General features: G+C 51.8%; 13 protein-coding genes. 5 read left to right on the top strand and 8 right to left on the bottom strand.

Going from position 1 to position 18,467, the window contains the following annotated elements; all coding sequences use genetic code 11:
- Positions 1–3: 3 nt before the first annotated feature.
- From ACMAY6_RS10445 to ACMAY6_RS10455, 3 genes are all read right to left on the bottom strand, one after another.
- A complete protein-coding gene (locus ACMAY6_RS10445) occupies positions 4–714 on the bottom strand; it encodes an MlaA family lipoprotein (RefSeq protein ID WP_435211634.1) in 711 nt (236 codons plus the stop codon).
- A gap of 145 nt (positions 715–859) precedes the next feature.
- Entirely contained in the window at positions 860–4,600 is a 3,741-nt protein-coding gene (gene hrpA / locus ACMAY6_RS10450; protein ID WP_435211636.1) for an ATP-dependent RNA helicase HrpA, read from the bottom strand.
- A gap of 24 nt (positions 4,601–4,624) precedes the next feature.
- Positions 4,625–6,307, bottom strand: a complete 1,683-nt coding sequence (locus ACMAY6_RS10455) for an AMP-binding protein (protein ID WP_435211638.1) — start codon at positions 6,305–6,307, stop codon at positions 4,625–4,627.
- Positions 6,308–6,438: 131 nt separating this feature from the next.
- On the opposite strand from ACMAY6_RS10455, the gene ACMAY6_RS10460 reads away from it, so the two are divergent.
- Complete coding sequence (locus tag ACMAY6_RS10460) at positions 6,439–6,954, top strand: MaoC family dehydratase (protein WP_435211640.1); 516 nt, start codon at positions 6,439–6,441, stop codon at positions 6,952–6,954.
- Here ACMAY6_RS10460 and ACMAY6_RS10465 read toward each other — a convergent pair.
- Positions 6,909–7,430 carry a hypothetical protein gene (locus tag ACMAY6_RS10465; protein ID WP_435211642.1) on the bottom strand — a complete coding sequence of 174 codons (522 nt, stop codon included), beginning with the start codon at positions 7,428–7,430 and terminating at the stop codon, positions 6,909–6,911. The genes ACMAY6_RS10460 and ACMAY6_RS10465 overlap by 46 nt on opposite strands.
- Before the next feature lie 110 nt (positions 7,431–7,540).
- Between ACMAY6_RS10465 and mnmC the strand changes: the two genes are divergently transcribed.
- From mnmC to ACMAY6_RS10480, 3 genes are all read left to right on the top strand, one after another.
- A complete protein-coding gene (mnmC, locus tag ACMAY6_RS10470) occupies positions 7,541–9,538 on the top strand; it encodes a bifunctional tRNA (5-methylaminomethyl-2-thiouridine)(34)-methyltransferase MnmD/FAD-dependent 5-carboxymethylaminomethyl-2-thiouridine(34) oxidoreductase MnmC (protein ID WP_435211644.1) in 1,998 nt (665 codons plus the stop codon).
- A complete protein-coding gene (locus ACMAY6_RS10475; protein ID WP_435211646.1) occupies positions 9,535–10,332 on the top strand; it encodes a glutaminyl-peptide cyclotransferase in 798 nt (265 codons plus the stop codon). The genes mnmC and ACMAY6_RS10475 overlap by 4 nt, the downstream gene beginning before the upstream one ends.
- Before the next feature lie 70 nt (positions 10,333–10,402).
- Positions 10,403–13,354, top strand: coding sequence for an insulinase family protein (locus tag ACMAY6_RS10480; RefSeq protein ID WP_435211647.1), 2,952 nt, complete (start codon positions 10,403–10,405; stop codon positions 13,352–13,354).
- A 9-nt stretch (positions 13,355–13,363) separates the two neighbouring features.
- Here the strand turns inward: ACMAY6_RS10480 and ACMAY6_RS10485 are convergent, their stop codons facing one another.
- The 3 genes from ACMAY6_RS10485 to ACMAY6_RS10495 all read right to left on the bottom strand — a co-directional run bounded on the left by ACMAY6_RS10485 (position 13,364) and on the right by ACMAY6_RS10495 (position 15,407).
- On the bottom strand, positions 13,364–13,960 hold the full coding sequence (locus ACMAY6_RS10485) for a cysteine peptidase family C39 domain-containing protein (protein WP_435211649.1): 597 nt from the start codon (positions 13,958–13,960) through the stop codon (positions 13,364–13,366).
- A 23-nt stretch (positions 13,961–13,983) separates the two neighbouring features.
- Positions 13,984–14,283 (bottom strand): hypothetical protein, encoded by a 300-nt coding sequence (locus ACMAY6_RS10490; protein WP_435211650.1) that lies wholly within the window; start codon positions 14,281–14,283, stop codon positions 13,984–13,986.
- Between the two features lie 164 nt (positions 14,284–14,447).
- Entirely contained in the window at positions 14,448–15,407 is a 960-nt protein-coding gene (locus ACMAY6_RS10495) for a fatty acid desaturase family protein (RefSeq protein WP_435211651.1), read from the bottom strand.
- 440 nt (positions 15,408–15,847) lie between these two features.
- Here ACMAY6_RS10495 and ACMAY6_RS10500 point away from each other — a divergent pair, with 440 nt between their 5' ends.
- Entirely contained in the window at positions 15,848–16,531 is a 684-nt protein-coding gene (locus ACMAY6_RS10500; RefSeq protein ID WP_435211652.1) for a type II secretion system protein GspG, read from the top strand.
- Positions 16,532–16,554: 23 nt separating this feature from the next.
- Here the strand turns inward: ACMAY6_RS10500 and ACMAY6_RS10505 are convergent, their stop codons facing one another.
- Positions 16,555–18,330: an SLC13 family permease gene (locus tag ACMAY6_RS10505; RefSeq protein WP_435211653.1), complete on the bottom strand. Its 1,776-nt coding sequence runs from the start codon at positions 18,328–18,330 to the stop codon at positions 16,555–16,557.
- Between the last annotated feature and the right edge of the window lie 137 nt (positions 18,331–18,467).

An 18,467-nucleotide genomic window follows, 5' to 3' on the forward strand; every position in this document is an offset into this window, starting at 1 on the left:
CCTTCAGAGATCGTCTCCTTCCCAGTCTTCGTCAAACTCGGAAAAGTCATCGGACACGGCACCATCATTAGTTAGCAGCTCGCGACGCTGCATATAAGCATCTCTGAGAAAGATATATTGATCCCCAGATAGCAATTCGTCCGCGCCCAACAGGGCAGCGCGAATGTCCACTAAAGATATAGCCCTGAGTCCCCATTGCGCGTCCCGACCACCGATTTGGCCTGTAGGTGAGGCGTAGGCATCAAACAGTGTTCCTGCGGTGCCACGCAAAGTACTGGGGCCCAAGAAAGGCAACATAACAAAGGGGCCTTGCGCAACACCCCAAGTCGCCAGAGTATGCCCAAAGTCTGTTTGATATTGCGGAATTTCCATGTGGCTAGCGACATCAAAAACACCGAAAAATCCCAGCGTTGAGTTAACAGCAACGCGTCCTAGATTGTTAGCGCCATACGTGAAACGCCCTTGAAGGAACGCATTGAGAGCCGCATTGACGTCGATCAAATTTCTAAAGAAATTGTTGACGCCCATCCTAGCTGGCGTAGGTAGAACTGCCTCGTAACCGACCGCGATAGGTCTGACTACATATTTGTCAGCGCCATTATTGAACCCATAGATGGCTCGGTTGAAGCCTTCCAGTGGGTCCTCTGTAGCGTACGCTGAAGCGCCAAAAAAAGACGTCGTCAGCAATACCCAAGCGAATAAACTATTACGCATTAGCCCCTCTTTTGCTTTGCCCCATGTCAGGAAAGTTGACACCAAAAAGTGTAATGGAGCAGACACTATCAAACCTAAGGCATCGCTACGAGGGTGAGGTAACAAATACACTAGATCTGTTTGTATTGACCTTACGCATCAAGGGTTACCTTGGGTTCTCAATTAGCCAACTTTTTACTTTTTGCCATTGTTCGTCGAGGCGTTTCGCAGAAACGGGCAAGCGCGTCCCCAACTGCTGCGCAAAAAGCGAAACTCGAAATTCCTCCAGCATCCATCGATATTGCATAGCCGGGGGAGATAAAGAGGCGAGGCCTGGATAGCCTTTAACGGCCTCCTCCAATCGTGTCAGACTGGGTTGCAGTAATCGCAAACTCTTTTGATCTTTTTCGGTTTGCCCATTGAGCCGTTGAATACGATGTAATAAAGCTTTGCCGTAACGCGGATACTGCTCAAGCCAATAGGCCGGGTTCATTACCATGAAACCCGGCTCCAATAGATACTGAATTTGCCCTGCGATATCGGCTCTTGCCGCCGAAAACTCCACCTTTTTGAGTTGATTGAGGAGATTTTGGGCTTCAGCAAGGGGTTGCAAGAAGTTGATCATTAGCTGCTCTTTATTAAGGGCCATGGGTACCCATTGGCCTTTCGCTGAATTAACACTTTGAGTGAATGACGGCTCGTCTCGAGGCAGGGTTTCACCCCAAATCTCGAGCAGGCTCGACATAATCGTCTCACGCACCAACCCAACTCGATCTAGTCCACTGCCCGCTAATGCCAGGGAAGCTTTATTGTCGGCAAACAGTTGCTTGCGCAGATATTTTACCGTCTGGCTGCTGCAAGTCATCGCTAGGGCCGCAACGCCACGTCTATGCAATAAGGTTGCATCTGGCTGATAATCATGGAGCTCAATGGCCACACGATCGCCGTGATCTACCAAGGCAGGAAATCGCTCCACTTTCATAGCCGCCGCTGTTGTGCGCCAGACACTGGGCAGCTCGCCGAAGGTCCAGCTTTTAACCTGATGTTGTGCGGGGGAATTAGCGGGCTCGCTGGACTCCTCCTTCCCCGCTCCATCACGAAATTGCGCCACCAGCGCTGCCATGTCTCGACCTTGGGCCAGCAATTTTCCTCTTTCATCGACCACTCTGATATTGGCCCTATAAAACTCAGATAACCCTTGGATATCCCAGTCCTCATCAGCGATAACAACGCCACGAGTTTTGCGCAACGCAGCCGCTAGTGCTGAGCAAAGCGCCACGTCATCGGATTGCATCGATGCGAGTGCCGCATCAACAACATCCGGCACTGGCACCAATTGTTTGCGGCTAGCTTTGGGCAGGCCTTTAACCAAAGCAATACATTTTTCTCTCAGCAATCCTGGAACCAGCCACTCAAACCGATAGCGTGGGGCACGGTTCAGTAAGGGCAATGGGACTGTCACCGAGATTCCATCATTTTCTCGGCCTGGCTCAAAACAGTACTTCAAGCGGTAAGTCGTATCTCGCCACTCCAGCTCAGAGGGGAATTGATCCGCAACCGCCTCACCGGGATCTCGAGTAAGAATCTGTGACTGATCGAGCCGAAGCTGTTTATCGTCCACCAGCTGCTTAACCCACTTTTCGAGGCTGCTGGCGCTAACACAGTGATCAGGAATTCGTTCGGCATAAAAATCAAAGAGTGCTTGCTCGTCAACGAGCAGGTCTCGACGGCGAGTCCGTGATTCAAGATCTTGAACCGCTTTAATGGCATTCAGATTCGCCTTGAGAAACCCGGGCGGTTTCCGATAATTGCCCAAGACCAAACCGTCTCTGATAAAAATTTCTCGTGCTACCACTGAATTGACATCGCCGAAATGGATCCGATGACCGTCACTAATCGTGAGCCCATAAAGTGTCACTCGCTCGACAGCCATGACTCGACCGGAACGCATCTGCCACGCTGGCTCATAATGGTGACGCTTGAGAATCTGGGGATTGATTCGAAGCAACCATTTGGGGTCTATAGCGGCGCACTGCCTGGCATAAACTTGTGAGGTTTCGACAACTTCGGCTGCGACCAGCCACTTCGGTGGTTTTTTATGGAGAACTGACCCCGGGAATATCTGGACCTGCCTGTTGCGAGTGGCATTATACTTTCTACCCTCGTCGAGTTGAGCGACTTGCCCTAACAATCCTGACAGCAGCGCTTTATGGACCCCCTCAAAATCTGTCTCATCATTGAGTTCAACACGCGGTCGCAGTTGTACCTGCCTGCACGCAATGACCAGCTGAGCATGAACCTCCCGCCACTCTCGCAGACGCAGAAATGACAAAAATTCGCGCTGGCATAACTTTCGGAATTGATTTTGAGACAGCGCTTGCCGCTGCTCTTCGTAATACTTCCACAAATTTAGCCACGATAAAAAATCGGAACGCGGATGATTAAACCGAGCGTGGGCTTGATCTGCCTGAGCACGCTTTTCCGCTGGCCTGTCTCTGGGATCTTGAACTGCGAGGGCACTGACTACCACCAAAACTTCTTCTAGACACTTCAGCTCACCGGCTGCATGAACCATCCGTGCCAACTTGGGATCGACTGGCAATCTGGCCATTTTTCGCCCCAATGCAGTCAACTTACCTCGCGCTGAAATAGCACCCAGCTCCTCGAGAAGCCGCTGGCCATCGCGCACCATTTTTCCTTCTGGCGGGTCCACAAAAGGAAATTTTTGAACCTCGCCCAAACCCAGCTCCAGCATTTTCAATACGACGGCAGCAAGGTTAGTTCGTAAAATTTCTGGGTCGGTAAATTCCGGCCTCGCCAAAAAATCCTGCTCACTGTATAGGCGTAAACACACACCCGCCGCCACTCGCCCACAACGACCTTTGCGTTGATCTGCACTCGACTGGGAAATACGTTCTACTGGCAGTCGCTGTAGGCGAGTGCGATGGCTGTAGCGACTCACACGAGCAGTACCAGGATCAATAACGTAGCGAATGCCAGGAACCGTCAAAGAAGTTTCGGCAACGTTTGTTGCCAACACGACCCGCATGCCACTGCCTGTAGGTTTAAACACCCGATTCTGCTCAGCGGCACTAAGGCGAGCATAAAGCGGTAAAATTTGCCGCCGGTCATCCCCTTTTAGGCGACGGGAAAGATCACGGATTTCGCGCTCTCCAGGCAGGAAAACTAGGACATCACCTCTGGGGCCAAAATTCTCCGCAACAATGCCATCAACAGCGCGCACGATCTGGTCCTCAACGCCGTCCTCCGCATCGTCCGAGTCACCTAGGTAATGCACTTCAACAGGGAATAAACGCCCAGAAACCTCAATGATGGGTGCATTGTTGAAGTGTTGGGAAAAACGATCAACATCAATAGTAGCCGAGGTGATAATAACCTTGAGATCTGGCCTTTTAGGCAGCAACGTTCGGAGATAACCCAAAATAAAGTCTATGTTGAGGCTTCGCTCGTGGGCCTCGTCAATGATCAGTGTGTCGTAGTCGCGTAACTCACGGTCTCGCTGCAATTCCGCAAGTAGGATACCGTCAGTCATAAGTTTGATGGCCGTACTTTGTGCCACAGAATCGTTGAAGCGAACTTTATAGCCCACCAACCCCCCCAACTCTGAGCCCAGTTCGTCAGCAATACGCTCTGCGACCCGACGTGCAGCCAAGCGTCTGGGTTGGGTGTGCCCTATCCGGGCCTCTTGCCCTCTTCCCAACTCAAGACAAATTTTCGGTATCTGCGTCGTTTTACCCGAACCGGTCTCGCCAGCAATAATGACAACTTGATGCTGTTTTATCGCCTCACGAATTTCTTCACGACGTTCACAAACCGGCAAATCGTCGGGGAAATGGATGGGCTTAGGAATAACGCGGACCGGAGCATCTTTCATCTTTTCAGGCATCAAAATTACTGATCAAAACAGCGATCAAGCTGATTCTCGCAGCTCCCGACGCAACACCTTTCCAACGTTCGTTTTCGGCAATTCGTCGCGAAATTCGATGTGTCTAGGGATTTTATATCCCGTTAACTGCGTTCTACAAAAATCCTTTAACGCTGCCTCGGTCAGTGCTGGATCTTTAAGAATCACAAACATTTTGATCACCTCACCGCTCTTCGAATCGGGAATACCCACAGCAGCGCATTCCAAGACTCCGGGGTGTTTGCTGACAACATCCTCTAGCTCATTGGGGTAAACGTTAAATCCCGAAACAACAATCATGTCTTTTTTACGATCAACGATCCTGAGGTAGCCATCAGGATGAATAACCGCGACATCACCAGTGAGAAACCATCCATCGGCATCAATCGCCTCAGCCGTCGCCTCAGGGCGTTGCCAGTAACCCTGCATGACCTGAGGGCCTCGAATACAGAGCTCTCCAGCATCATCAAATCCCAGCGGCTGATTATCTGCATCGATAACGCGCACCTCGGTTTTGGGTACCGGCAAGCCAATGGTGCCCAACTGCTGGGCGCCCCCTGGGTTACCAGTTGCGACGGGCGAAGTCTCTGTAAGTCCATATCCCTCTGAAACTGGACATTGTGTTAATTGCTCCCAGGCATTGGCAGCGTCTTCAGTGAGGGCCATGCCACCAGAAAACGTCACCTTTAACTCGGTAAAATCTAAGCTTCTGAAGTTAGCGTCATTGGTCAACGCCACAAATAAGGTATTCAGTCCAAAAAATAGACGGGGGCGGAAGGTCTTGAAGACGTCAACCACCGACTTGAGATCACGAGGATTGGGAATTAAAACCGTGTGTGCCCCGACGTATAAGGCGTACATAGACGCCGTGAAGGCATAAATGTGATACACCGGAAGCGGCTGCACAAAGGTATCACCCAGCCCTTTAAGTTGGTAACTACCAAAGAGCGCATCTGCTTGCAGTACATTAGCCACGAGGTTGCCATGGGACAACATCGCTCCCTTGGCAACGCCTGTGGTGCCACCGGTGTACTGGAGCATAGCCAAGTCATCTGCCTGCATACGAACAACCGGTACAGCGGGATGTTTTCGACCAGCTGACAACACGTCCCTGAGCTTTAACGCATTGGGAATCGAAAATGGCGGCACTAATTTTTTAATATGCTTGGCAATAAAGTTGATCAAAAAACGTTTGGGTTGTGGGTGTAAGTCTGCCAACTCGGTTATCACCACCTTTTCAACGCCTGTCCTCGGCAAGACAGCAGCCGCCTGCTGCGCGACATTGGCCTGTACCACAAGTAGCTTCACCCCAGCATCGTTAAATTGATGCTCAATTTCTCGTTCTGTGTAGAGTGGGTTGGTGTTGACTACGACCATACCCGCACGCAGTGCGCCCAATACAACGACAAAATATTGGATGAGGTTGGGCATCTGAACAGCGATTCTGTCGCCCGTTGCTAAGCCAGATTCATGGGACAACCAAGCGGCAAAATTTCCAGCGAGGACATCCAGTTCGCGATAACTCAAGGAATGCCCCAAGCTAGTACAAGCCGTGGCATTTTCATGCCTTTTTAAAGCATCGTCGAATAACGCAATGATGTTGGGAAATGCTTGAGTGTTGATATCAGTAGGGATTTCCAAGGCAGTGAGCCGATCCGCAATAACTTGGTTAATATCTGCCTGCGTCATAAAATCCTCAGTTAAATTATAAAAATTGGTTGGATCGCATCATGTTGTCTTGCGTGCCACGGGGTCAACCTGCCACCCTTACAACTTCAGTAACATTTACAGTTCAAAGTGCTTCAAATTAGGAGAACGGTATGTCCGACACCACCCAGATCACCAACCTGACTTTCGACGAAATCAACGTAGGGGATACCGCTGATTACAGCCGCCTTGTGACAACCCGCGAAGTTGAGCTTTTCGCTGCCGTTTCAGGCGATCACAACCCGGTTCACCTCGATCCAGAATATGCCGCCACCACCCAGTTTGGCGAATGCATTGCCCATGGCATGCTTACAGGTGCCTTTATATCAGCGGCTATCGCCATGGAGCTACCCGGTCCAGGCACTATTTACCTTGGCCAAACGCTGCAATTTCGGGCCCCCGTCACGCTAGGAGACACTCTTACAGTTGCCTTGGAGGTCACCGACAAGCACGCCAGCAGACCCTGGGTAACCATAGCAACTATCGTTAGAAATCAGGACAATAAAGAAGTCGCAAAGGGCGAAGCAACCGTCATGGCACCCGGTAAAAAAGAGACCGTCACCATAGTGCCCCCGTCCGCGATTCAGTTGGTCGATGATGTCGATGCTGAATCTGCAGATAAAAACTGATCGGGATCTACGTAGACCAGGCTGAACGTCACGATGGGGCGTTCAGGATCGGGGGCCAACCCCAACATGATGGCATTGATCATGCCATCATGGTTCGTCCCCCCGACAGAACCAATAAGGTTTAATTCGCCGCCACCATCAAGCGCCGGCTCGTCTGTCTCTAGAGGCTTAAAGACTGGCAATGGTTTGCCTACTCTGAGGTCGTCTGATAAACGGGCAACCAAGGCGAGAACCCCGTCGCGCCACGCGGAGAAGTTTAAGCTGCCATTGAAAGCCCTAGCGTCCATCGCCAAATCCATTCTGACGGTGCCACCGTCTTCCATTTTAAGATGGGTAAGCGTCACTTTTCGGCTTCCTTCCAACTCTCTGAAAATACGCTTTGCAGTGGTGCGGTCGGCCTCCAGAATGCCGTCATTCAAGAGATTGGCAGCAATGGTGGCAAGTTGATTGGCTTCGAGTACCTTATCTTTCTTCATGATTATGACGTCTGCGAAAAACCGCTATTGTACGCGTTGTCGCCTCATCGGCTAGAGGCACAATATGAATAGTTACAAATACACCGTTTTATGGAAATTCAGGATCATCTTTGATCAAACGTGACAACAATCTGTGGCAACCAACACCTGCCCCCGATATCGAATGGCGGGATGGAATTCCTGTGTCTCGTGAATTCGACGATGTTTACTACTCTACTGACAACGGTATCGCAGAAAGTCGCTACGTTTTTTTGGACGGAGGCCAGTTTTTTGCTCATGCCAAAAACAACCGGCTTGCGATTGCTGAAACCGGCTTTGGTACAGGGCTTAATTGCCTGCTCGCCATAGACAACTGGCTCAAGCACGGTGATCAGCGAGCATCGGACGCTGCGCTGCACTACGTCGGCTTTGAAGCTCGGCCTCTAGATAAAGCACAGCTTCAGCGCGCCTGGGAAAAGTGGCCCTCTCTCGCCCACCTAGCGGCGCGTCTTATTCAAGACTGGCCACAAGCCACGCCGGGCTGTCATCGATTGTCTTGGACCGACTTGAACGTAACGCTAGACCTCTGGTGGGAAGATGCTCAGCAGGCATTGACTGATCTTGCGTCCCGAAGACGCCGGTACTTTAACTTATGGTTTTTGGACGGCTTTACCCCGGCGAGAAACGAGAGTGCTTGGTCGGAGCCGATATTCACTGCCATGTCTGCGCTCAGTCAGGAAGGCGCGACTTTCGCCACATTTACCGCTGCTGGCGAGGTCCGTCGAGGGTTAAGCGCCGCGGGCTTTACGGTACACAAACGCCCGGGCTTCGGTGTCAAACGAGAGGCCCTTTGGGGCCAGCTTGGTGCCTTAATAGAACCCTCGAGTAAGTCCGCGGTAACACCTTGGGATTTAACCCCAAAAAGTTCACCGCCAAAAACAGCTGTGATCATTGGCGCAGGTTTAGCGGGCAGTTTTGCTGCCCGAGCGCTAGCTGAAAGGGGGGTCTGTGTCACAGTGCTTGAAGCCAATGCCGTTGCCAGTGGCGGCTCAAGTAACCTGCAAGGAATTACTTATACACGCCCTTCGAGGCGCCATGGGGTTTTGGCAGATTTTGCCCTCGCGAGCTACCAAATTTCGACACGGCTCTACCACCAGCTGCTAGGTAGAACCTTAGAGGTGGGTGTCGATGGGCACAGCTGCGGCTATCTGCAGGTGACCGATGATTCTGAGACTCTCGAGTATTTAAAGCAGTTCGAGCAGCGCGATCTCCCCTTTCGTGTTTTCACTGCCGAAGCGGCGTCAGCACAACTGGGCGCGACACTCACGCAAGCGGCTCTATTTTTTCCCGGTGCCAGCTGGTTACACCCCGCCGCCGTGTGTCGCGAGCGCTTGTCTCATCCCAAAATTAAGCTGCTGGAATTTTGCGGCGATTGCAGCTCATCTCAAACCTCCACCGGCTGGCAGACCCATGACAGCAAGGATAATCGATACGCCAGCGATATCGTTGTATTGGCCACCGCAAACCGGCTCGCGGCACTGCCAGATACCGACTGGATACCCCTGCAAACTATTCGGGGGCAAACCACCCACGTTGCTGCCACGGAGCCGTCTGGGAACCTACGTACAGCGTTTTGCCACGAGGGCTACCTCCCGCCGCCACGGCAGGGCATCCATTGCTTGGGTGCCACCTACGGGCCGCAGGATAGCGCCCTAGATGAACGCCATGAAGATCACGTAGAAAATCTAAAAAAACTCGCTAACGCACTGCCATCTTTGGATTTCCCAACCGGCGCCAGTCACTTGTCGGGGCATGTCGCACTACGCTGCACAACCACAGATTATTTGCCCGTTGTGGGTCCAGTGCCTGACAAGGCGGCATTTAATGCCTGCTATGCCAGCCTAAAAACAAAAAAGACCCGACTCATTGATCAAGATTGTCCCGTAATACCCGGTCTGTTTGTGCTGGCAGGACTCGGATCAAGAGGACTCACTGCCGGCCCACTCGCTGCAGAGGTTTTAGCGAGTGATATCATGGGCCAGCCCAGCCCTGTCCCCCGCTATTTGCAGCAAGCATTGTCACCCGCGCGCTTCCTAAAGCGTGGCATCATTCGAGGTCAACCGCTATGAATGTGATGCGCTGTTACTGGGTCGCCATTGGCATAGCCGCATTAGGATTGGTCGCATTAGGCCAAGCTGCAGCGGCTGGTACCGCGGATGTTCAGGTAACAAAACAGCGTGCTGTCGCTGTGGAATCCCGTCCCATGGAACGTCGAAACTTCACTCAGGGACTTTACATATTCGACTCAGAACTCTATGTCAGCTCAGGCCACTACGGCCAGTCTGCGGTGCGAGTTTACTCTTGGCCCAGTATGGATTTGATCCGGGAGGCAGCACTGCCAAAGGAGGTCTTCGCTGAGGGATTAACGCTACTTGCTAATCGACTGTGGGTTCTGACATGGCGTGAAGGTCAGTTGCTAATGATAAACCCTGCCACCCTAGAAATTTTGACAACGGGAAAAATCAGCGGCGAAGGCTGGGGCATTACTCACAACGGGTCGACGCTGTGGCTGTCCAATGGATCTTCGAGGCTCCATAGCATCGACCTGGGCAACGGAGGTAAGACAGCAGCATTAGACGTCACCTTGCAGGGCAAACCTCTGGGAAAACTCAACGAACTCGAGTGGATCAACGGCAAAATTTGGGCCAACGTCTGGCTGACTGACACTATCGTGGTTATCGATCCTGAAACCGGGGCTGTCACCAGCGAAATCACCGCCCAGGGGTTGTTGGCCCCAGAAGAGCGAGAGGCCAATACCGATGTTCTCAACGGTATAGCTCAGGACGCTGAAACAGGTGCTATTTGGATCACGGGAAAACGCTGGCCTAAAATATTTCGTATCGAACTTGTAGACGCGAACTAGCGCGCTTCGCGTTACAATAGCCCCAGATGCACTAGTGCATCCCGCCATTTTCCTAGACATCGGATTTTTCATGGAATCATTAGCTCAAAGCACAGACACCGTTACCTTCCAAAAGCAGCGTAGCGTCACTATTCCTGCGCTGAATGTTACGGTTGAAGAGTTCATCCACCCCGCTACCGGCGCCCAACATTTACATCTGCAGTGCGATAACCCTGAAAATGTCTTCATGGTCGCCTTGCGGACGGTCCCCGAGGACTCTACGGGAGTCGCACATATTCTTGAGCATACGGTGCTCTGCGGCAGCGAAAACTACCCTGTGCGTGACCCATTTTTCATGATGCTACGACGCTCTCTCAATACGTTTATGAATGCGTTTACGAGCTCTGATTGGACCGCCTACCCTTTCGCCACACAAAACCGGAAAGACTTTAGCAATCTATTGTCGGTTTACCTCGACGCGGTGTTTTTCTCCAGACTTGACCCCCTAGACTTTGCCCAAGAGGGCCATCGTGTTGAGTTCGAAAATCCCGAGGACGATAAAGGGAACCTCGTTTTCAAAGGCGTCGTATTCAATGAGATGAAGGGCGCAATGTCATCGGTGTCCGCTGTATTGTGGGATCGACTGTGCTTCGAACTCTTCCCCACCAATACCTACCATCACAACAGTGGCGGGGATCCTGCAAACATTCCTGATCTCAGCTACCAACAGCTCAGAGACTTTTACGCCCGCCACTATCACCCCAGTAACGCAGTTTTTCTTACCTTCGGTGATATACCAGCCAGTGATCATCAAGCCGTTTTTGAAACGGCAGTGCTGAACCGCTTTGAAGCGTCTGAAACGGCTATCACGGTCGATCTTGAAAGTGCTTTCCCAGCACCTATTCGTGCGACGCACCCCTATGCCGTTGAAGATGACAACGAGTCGGGGCGAAAGACACATCATGTTATCGGCTGGAAGCTAGGTGAGAGCTCTGACCTTCTCGCCATGCTCGAAGCACAAGTACTCGCCGCCGTGCTAATGGAAAACAGTGCTTCACCGCTGATGCACTTTTTAGAGACCACGCCACTGGGGACAGCACCATCACCACTGTGTGGTGTGGAAGAATCCATGCGGGAAATGGTTTTTTGCTGTGGAATTGAGGGCAGCGATATTGATCAACTCGAAGAATTCGAAAGCGCGGTTCTTGAGGTCATTCAGGATATTTCAGAGAAAGGCATTCCGTCAGAACGCCTCGAAGCCATACTCCACCAGATCGAATTATCTCAGCGTGAATTGACCGGTGACGGGATGCCCTATGGACTCAACCTGATGCTACGGGCACTTGGGGCTGCAGTTCATGGAGGAGACTCACTCGCCGCACTGGACCTTGACCCCATACTCGCAACTATCCGAGAGCGCAGCCTGAGTCATGACTACGTGCCCGGGTTAATTAACCGCCTGCTATTAAACAACCCACACCGGGTGACTTTAACTCTCGCACCCGACAGTGATTTGACCGCAGGGCGAGACGACGCAGAGCAAGACCGGCTGAAGTCGATCGCAGCATCCCTTGATGACGCAGGACGGTCCAAAATTCTGAATCTTGCCGAGAAGCTAAAAGCGCGTCAGGCCATCGAAGATGACCCGGATATTTTGCCTAAGGTGACGCTTCATGACATTCCAGATGGCGTTTCAGAGCCTAAACCCAGTGTCAAAAACAAGGGCGCAGTGGATGTCTGGAACTACACGACCGGGACTAATGGGTTGGTCTATCAGCAGTGGGTGAAACCCCTTCCCGCATTGTCGGAACAAGCGATGGCAAATTTACCCCTAGCAACCGGACTTATCGGAGAGCTTGGGGCCGGAGCTGCTGATTATCTGACCATACAGGAGCGCCAGTCTGCCACGGTCGGATCACTTAATGTTGCCACCATGACGCGTAGTGCCAGAGGCGATGTACAAGATTGCAGTGGCTGGCTACTGATCTCATCCAAAGCGCTCGCTAACCGCTCCGAGCAACAAGTCGCTCTAATGCAAGACACATTCTCGAGCACACGGTTTGACGAAGGGCCCCGCATCCGAGAGCTCGTCAACCAGAGCCGAGCACGGCGTGATCAATCAATCACCGGAAGTGGCCACAGTTTAGCCATGACAGCAGCAAGCGCAGGCATGAGCCCACTGGCTCTGCGCGCCCACGAGCAGGGCGGATTAGAAGGCATTAGGAGCTTGAGAAAGCTTGACGATCGCCTTGCCAATGACAGCGAACTCCAAAACTTCATGGCGGAACTGTCAGAGGTACACCGCAACATTGTTGACGCGCAAGGATTGCAAATAGCCGTTATTGCTGACGCACAGAACATGGAAGCCGCAGAGGGCTTTGCGCTGGGCGCCGTAGGACCGGGAATAAAGAACACAGACGGGCAGCTTTGGCAGCCTCAACCCATTAGAGAGCACCGTCGTGAGGCTTGGGTCACTAATACCCAGGTAAACTTCTGTGCCAAAGCGTATCAGACAGTACCCGCTAGTCATGCAGATGCGCCGGCTCTAACCGTACTGTCTGCCGTACTGCGTAATGGGTACTTGCACCGTGCAATTCGAGAGCAAGGTGGCGCCTATGGCGGTGGCGCGAGTCACGACGGTAATGTTGGCGCGTTTCGGTTTTTTTCCTACCGAGACCCTCGCTTGGGCGAAACTCTCGCCGATTTTGATGGCGCAATCGACTGGTTTTTAACAAGCAATCACGAATCCGAGACCCTAGAAGAAGCTATTCTTGGTGTTATCGGCAGCCTAGATAAACCCGGATCACCTGCGGGCGAGGCGCGCAAACACTTTCATGAATCCTTATTTGCGCGAACGGCTGATCATCGCGCTGCTTTTAGACGGGGTATTATTGCGACCACGCTTGATGACCTGCGACGGGTTACCGAAACGTACTTACTTCATGCACAAGCCAGTACAGCGATTATCACTAACAGCCAAACCGCTACTCGCGAAGCTTCGCTACTCGCAGAACTTGGTCTCGAACAAAAAGACTTAAGCTGAGACTGGGCGTTACAGGTCACGGGAGGTAGCTATGGCATCCCCTGTGACCAAAGCGATACCCCGCCCCGTGGGGTCAACCCAGCGTGAAACTAGGGCCACCAAGGAGACTTTCAGAACTCCTTGAGACGGGTCGTAAATAGTAGCCCGGCCAGCAGCATCAACCGACTGTAAAACGACGAAGTGGCCACCTGCATTTCCGGGGATTCTTAAAATCAGCGATTGCGTTACCTTTTCCAAACTAGAGCGCGGCAAAAAAAAGCCCCGGGAAGAGACGCCAAAATATTGCAGAAGCCACTGAAGATCTGACAGTGAATATCCCTCACCGGCGGGCTTTCCTCCAGAAGCCGGGTATCGGAACCTCAGTAAATTCACCAGCGTTGGTAGGTCAGGATGAAGGCCTTTTTCTGCAAGCACGGACACAACAGCTCGAAGTCCACAGTCGTTGAGCGACGTTGATCTTGGCAAGCTATAAGCAGGAGTCTGGGATTCATATTCAAGCCCGGCCGGTTGGCTGTGCGCTTGGGTGGCAACGGAAAATCCCAGCCAAGCGAGGCACCCGGCTAGGTTCAAGCATGAGCGATGATGGATCAAAATACTGCTGCCCACGTCACAATGTGCCAACGGATTTTTTAAGGTGCATCGGTGTAACGGTGTGGACTAGACGGCGCATAATGAGGCACGTAGATACCCCAATAAAAGCTCATTAACGCTAAATCCACGCCGGCAATACCCAACGCAAGCGCAAGCGGCGCCAAGCCCCCTCGAGCACTCTCCATAGCAATGGGATCGAGCTCCTCTATGGGCACATCATAAGCAAAAGCCAAGCGCGTATCTTTAAGCGGGTCAAACGGCTTCGTAGGTGTCGCTGTAGCGACACTTGCGCTCATGAGAAGCGATAATAAACCTAAGGATTTAAACGTAGTTTTCATGGACATCTCCCTGTCTCTATGGCGGACCATCTTTGGTCCAATGTGTCGCGTCATCTATGCCTGCGCAGCAATAAATAACCGCGAGATAGAAACCTTAGGCTCGCAGCCTCGATAAAAACAGTTCAGATGGGGGCAGTGGTGTTATCTGGTTGAATCGAAGGGGTTTAGGGTGATGCGGATTGTTGCAACACTTTCATCAGTACCCCGCCATAACTCGAGTCACGGGGCGTTACATCAAAATAGCCGCGAGCGTTTAGCAGTCGGCGAAGCTCAGCAAGTCGATAGCAGGGCACAGCCGCCATAAAGTGATGCTCTAAGTGAAAATTTACGGCGTTTGGCGCTACCAAAAATCGCTGCCAGTAAGGCGCATCTACGGTGCGGGTATTCTTTCGGGGATCAAGGTCATATAAATCGGGTACTGCCCCATGCTCGGCTATCTGGCGAAGTCGAATCACTAGCATGTAAGTTGTCATGAAACTGGCGAACCAAAGCCACCAGGTCCAGCCCCACCCCAGCGCGTAGAGAATAAGGAACAGGATTACTTGGACCACTATTTGCTGTAAAAGCGGCGTTCGCCCTTCAGCTTGACCACGGCTCATATTGCCGGCGCCGCCCTTAATAATGCTGATTAACAGCTTCGCGCCTGTTTGCCCCGATAAATCTCGAAACACTTTCCGGGCAAAGCTTCGTTTTGAAATGGGGTAAGCCGCGTAGTTCATCAAATCCGGATCGTCAGCAGTGCCCGCTTTTCTATGGTGCTGCAAGTGGCCTGCCGCGTAACTTGGCAAATCTCCCAGCGTGGGCAGCGCGCAAAACCACTGGCCTATTACACGATTCAACGCCGAGCTTGCGAACAAAGTACCATGTCCGGCTTCGTGCATAAGAACCGCCAGGCCTAACTGACGGCCCGGCAATAACACAAGTACTATCAGTGCGGTCAGTGCCCCCGGGTAGTGCGCCGCCAAACCTAAGAGCAAAAAAATCAGACTCCAGGTCTGAACTACCAACCAAAAGCCGACCAAATTACTGGACTGCATCAGTGCCAAACGCTCTTTAGATGTGAGTATTTGCCCGGGCTTCACCGAGGTTGCAGACGATTTTTTGGGGACGGCTATCCGTGACATCTTGACACCTTCGACGACTCAATTTTTGGCGACGGCTTTGCGCTCACAGTCTCATAAAACTTCGAGCAGAGATTATTTTTGATGGTGAGCAGGCCCCTACACAGATATTCCAAAATTAATAACAATTTCACAGGATAACCCAGCTTTCGTTACTTATCAGGGGCTTTGTCAAAATCATCGCTTGAATGCTGGATTCGAACGAAGAAAGTAGCCGCTTTATTATTGACCTTATGATCTGCGATACTAGGCTATAGCATGCTGCGCGTACAGATCACGCAGGCGGTTGATCGTCCAGCGCATACGAGCTCGCAGTAGTACGGCTCCGTGCAATTTACCCATTATTTAGATGCCATAGCGCTCAGCACCTAGCAACGATGAATGGCAACTAAGCCGCAGGGCAGACTTTTCTAAAAAACTTGATTCGATCCAAGGATGTAAACATGCGACACCTCGTGACAACGCTTACCTGCAGTGCATTGGTTGGATTGCTAATAGGCTGCGCAGCAACAGAAGAGCAGATCACGCAAATTTTAGATGAAAGCTCAGTTCCTTCATCAACAACCTACAAGGATATAGCTCAGTATCCGGGCAATGTGACCTGTGGCAGGTACCTCACAACCGATTATCAAGGCTTTCCCATTTACAAAGATTTTGTCGTTATCGATACCGTTGCAAATCTCAACCCTTTACCCATGGACATCACTGTATATTGCAACGAAGACCCACAAGCGGCGCTAGATAAACAGTTAAACATTAACTATGAGCGTCAAAAATTACACATGGATAAGATACTCAACGACTTTCGCCTGTTAGCGGGACCTCTGGACGCTTACATCAGCGACAATCCCTCATACCCGTGGACCGAACAGGGCCTACAAGCACTGGTACAACCGGCGACAACAGGAAATCCCCCGATCAACTTTCCCGACGGTGGCTACATCAATGGGATACCCAACGACCCTTGGGGCCGCAGCTATGATTACGTTTGTGAGCCGTTTGCCGGCATCGTCATCCCATACAAAATGCAGTCATTGGGTGCTGACGGGGTGGCGGGGGGATCCGGCGAAAACGCAGACATCAAGCACTCTTATCTACCCTATTTTGACCACATCAATCAGCTTTAAAAATACTTAACTCCAAACCCTAATCAAAGCGGAAATACTCTAGGTACTAGGAGCAAAACCACAGCGCTATAGATCAAGGTTATGGGCAACCCGTACCTAAAATAATCTAACCGCTGATAGCTGCCCAAGTTTTGCACCATCAGGTTTGTGGTGTAGCCAAAAGGCGTTAGAAAAGACGCACTTGCACCAAAAGCAATGGCCATCACAAAGGGCATCGGGTCAGCGCCAGTCGACAGAGCTAGGGTCCATGCCACAGGAAACATGAGCGCAGCAGCCGCGTTGTTAGTCATTAACTCGGTGAGCAACACGGTCAGCAAATAAACACCTATCAGCGTCCACAGCGGGTCTATGCCAGTGATCAGAGGCGCTGCCCAAGTCGCCGCAGCAGCCACAGCGCCGGTGTCTTGCAAGCCTTGGGCAACCGTCAAAGCCGAGGCGATGATAATCCACATTTCGAAGGGAAAACGTCGACGCAAATCCGCTCCATCGATGACGCCTAGCACCAAGAAAGTTGCCAACAGAAAAGCGAGCCCTGTCACCAGGGCAAGTTTTCCCATAGCTGCCAAGGTGACAACGGCGACCACGGCCGCCGTGACAAAAATGCTGACTGACATGGGTAGGCGCCGGGCTTCAACTTGAGAATTGACCACCAAAAAATTGCGGCCCAGGTTCATCCGTTGAGCAAAATCTGGACCAACCGCTAAAGCGAGATAATCACCAGGCTGCAGTGTAATGCCTCCCAGCTTCCCCGAGAGCTGTGCACCATCTCGACGTATCCCCACAACCGCGGCGTCAAAACGCGCTCTGAAACTTGACTCCTTGATCGTCTGGCCTGCCACGGTTGCATTAGGCAACAAGATAACTTCCGTTATGTTGTCACTCAGCAGCCCCTCTTCAATAGCAAACAACTGCAGACCGTGAAACGTCGAGAGAAGGCCTACCCGGCTGATGTCTCCCGAAAAAATGAGTCGATCCCCCGCCTCAATGCGCTGTGATGGTGCAACAGGCGATAGCACTTGATCGCCCCGGGCAATCTCCACCAAAAATAAATCGTCGAGGTCGCGCAGCCCATTCTCTAGAATGCTACGCCCAATGAGTTTCGACTCGGAAAGTACCTCTGCTTCAATTAAGTGCTCGCTTATTTGTAGCTCGGTTTGATCATGCTGGGGTAATCGGTAGCGAAAAAACACCATGAATAAAATACCACCGATCGCTGCAGGCAGCGCCACAGGCAAAAAAGCAAAGAAATTGAGGCCCTGCCCCGTTGTTTCTTGCAAAAAACTGCTGACGATAAGGTTCGTCGACGTACCGATGAGCGTCAGCGTGCCGCCCAAAATAGCCGCGTAAGAAAGCGGCAATAAAAGCTGGCTTGGAGCGTGGAGGCGCGACCTTCTCAGCACCCCAGCAAGCGATGCGACGACCGCCGTGTTGTTGACGAAAGCGGAAAAAAAAGCCGTCACCAGTGATAGTCGCAATAAAGAACCTGCTAGAGACGGGACGACCATACGCCGGGAGATGATGAGCAACCAAGGTAGGCGCTCGAAGCCGACAGATATCAACATCAGTAGCACAAGGGTGACCAATCCTTCATTAGTGGCTTTGGCCAAGACAGTATTGACGTCAACCAGTCCCATGAACAAGCAAGCCAAGAGGGCGCAGCCAAAAACCCAAGGAGCTGACCAGCGTGTCACCAAAAGAGTAGTGACTAGCCAGACAACAACCAGCATGATTAAGCTAATATCCAACAAAATTTTTAGATGTCCGATGGTTTCAGAGGTGTCAGAATACGCACTTTCCACAGAATCCGACAGTGACCCCTAGGGGCACTAGCGATAGGAAAACCCCTATGAGTCACACTGGGAGTAGGATTTTTGAGGTGCCACCGCGTAAACCTCACATCGACAAGTTTTTTATCACTACGACACAGAGAGGAACC

Source organism: Luminiphilus sp. nBUS_16, from assembly GCF_051201645.1.
Lineage (GTDB): Bacteria > Pseudomonadota > Gammaproteobacteria > Pseudomonadales > Halieaceae > Luminiphilus.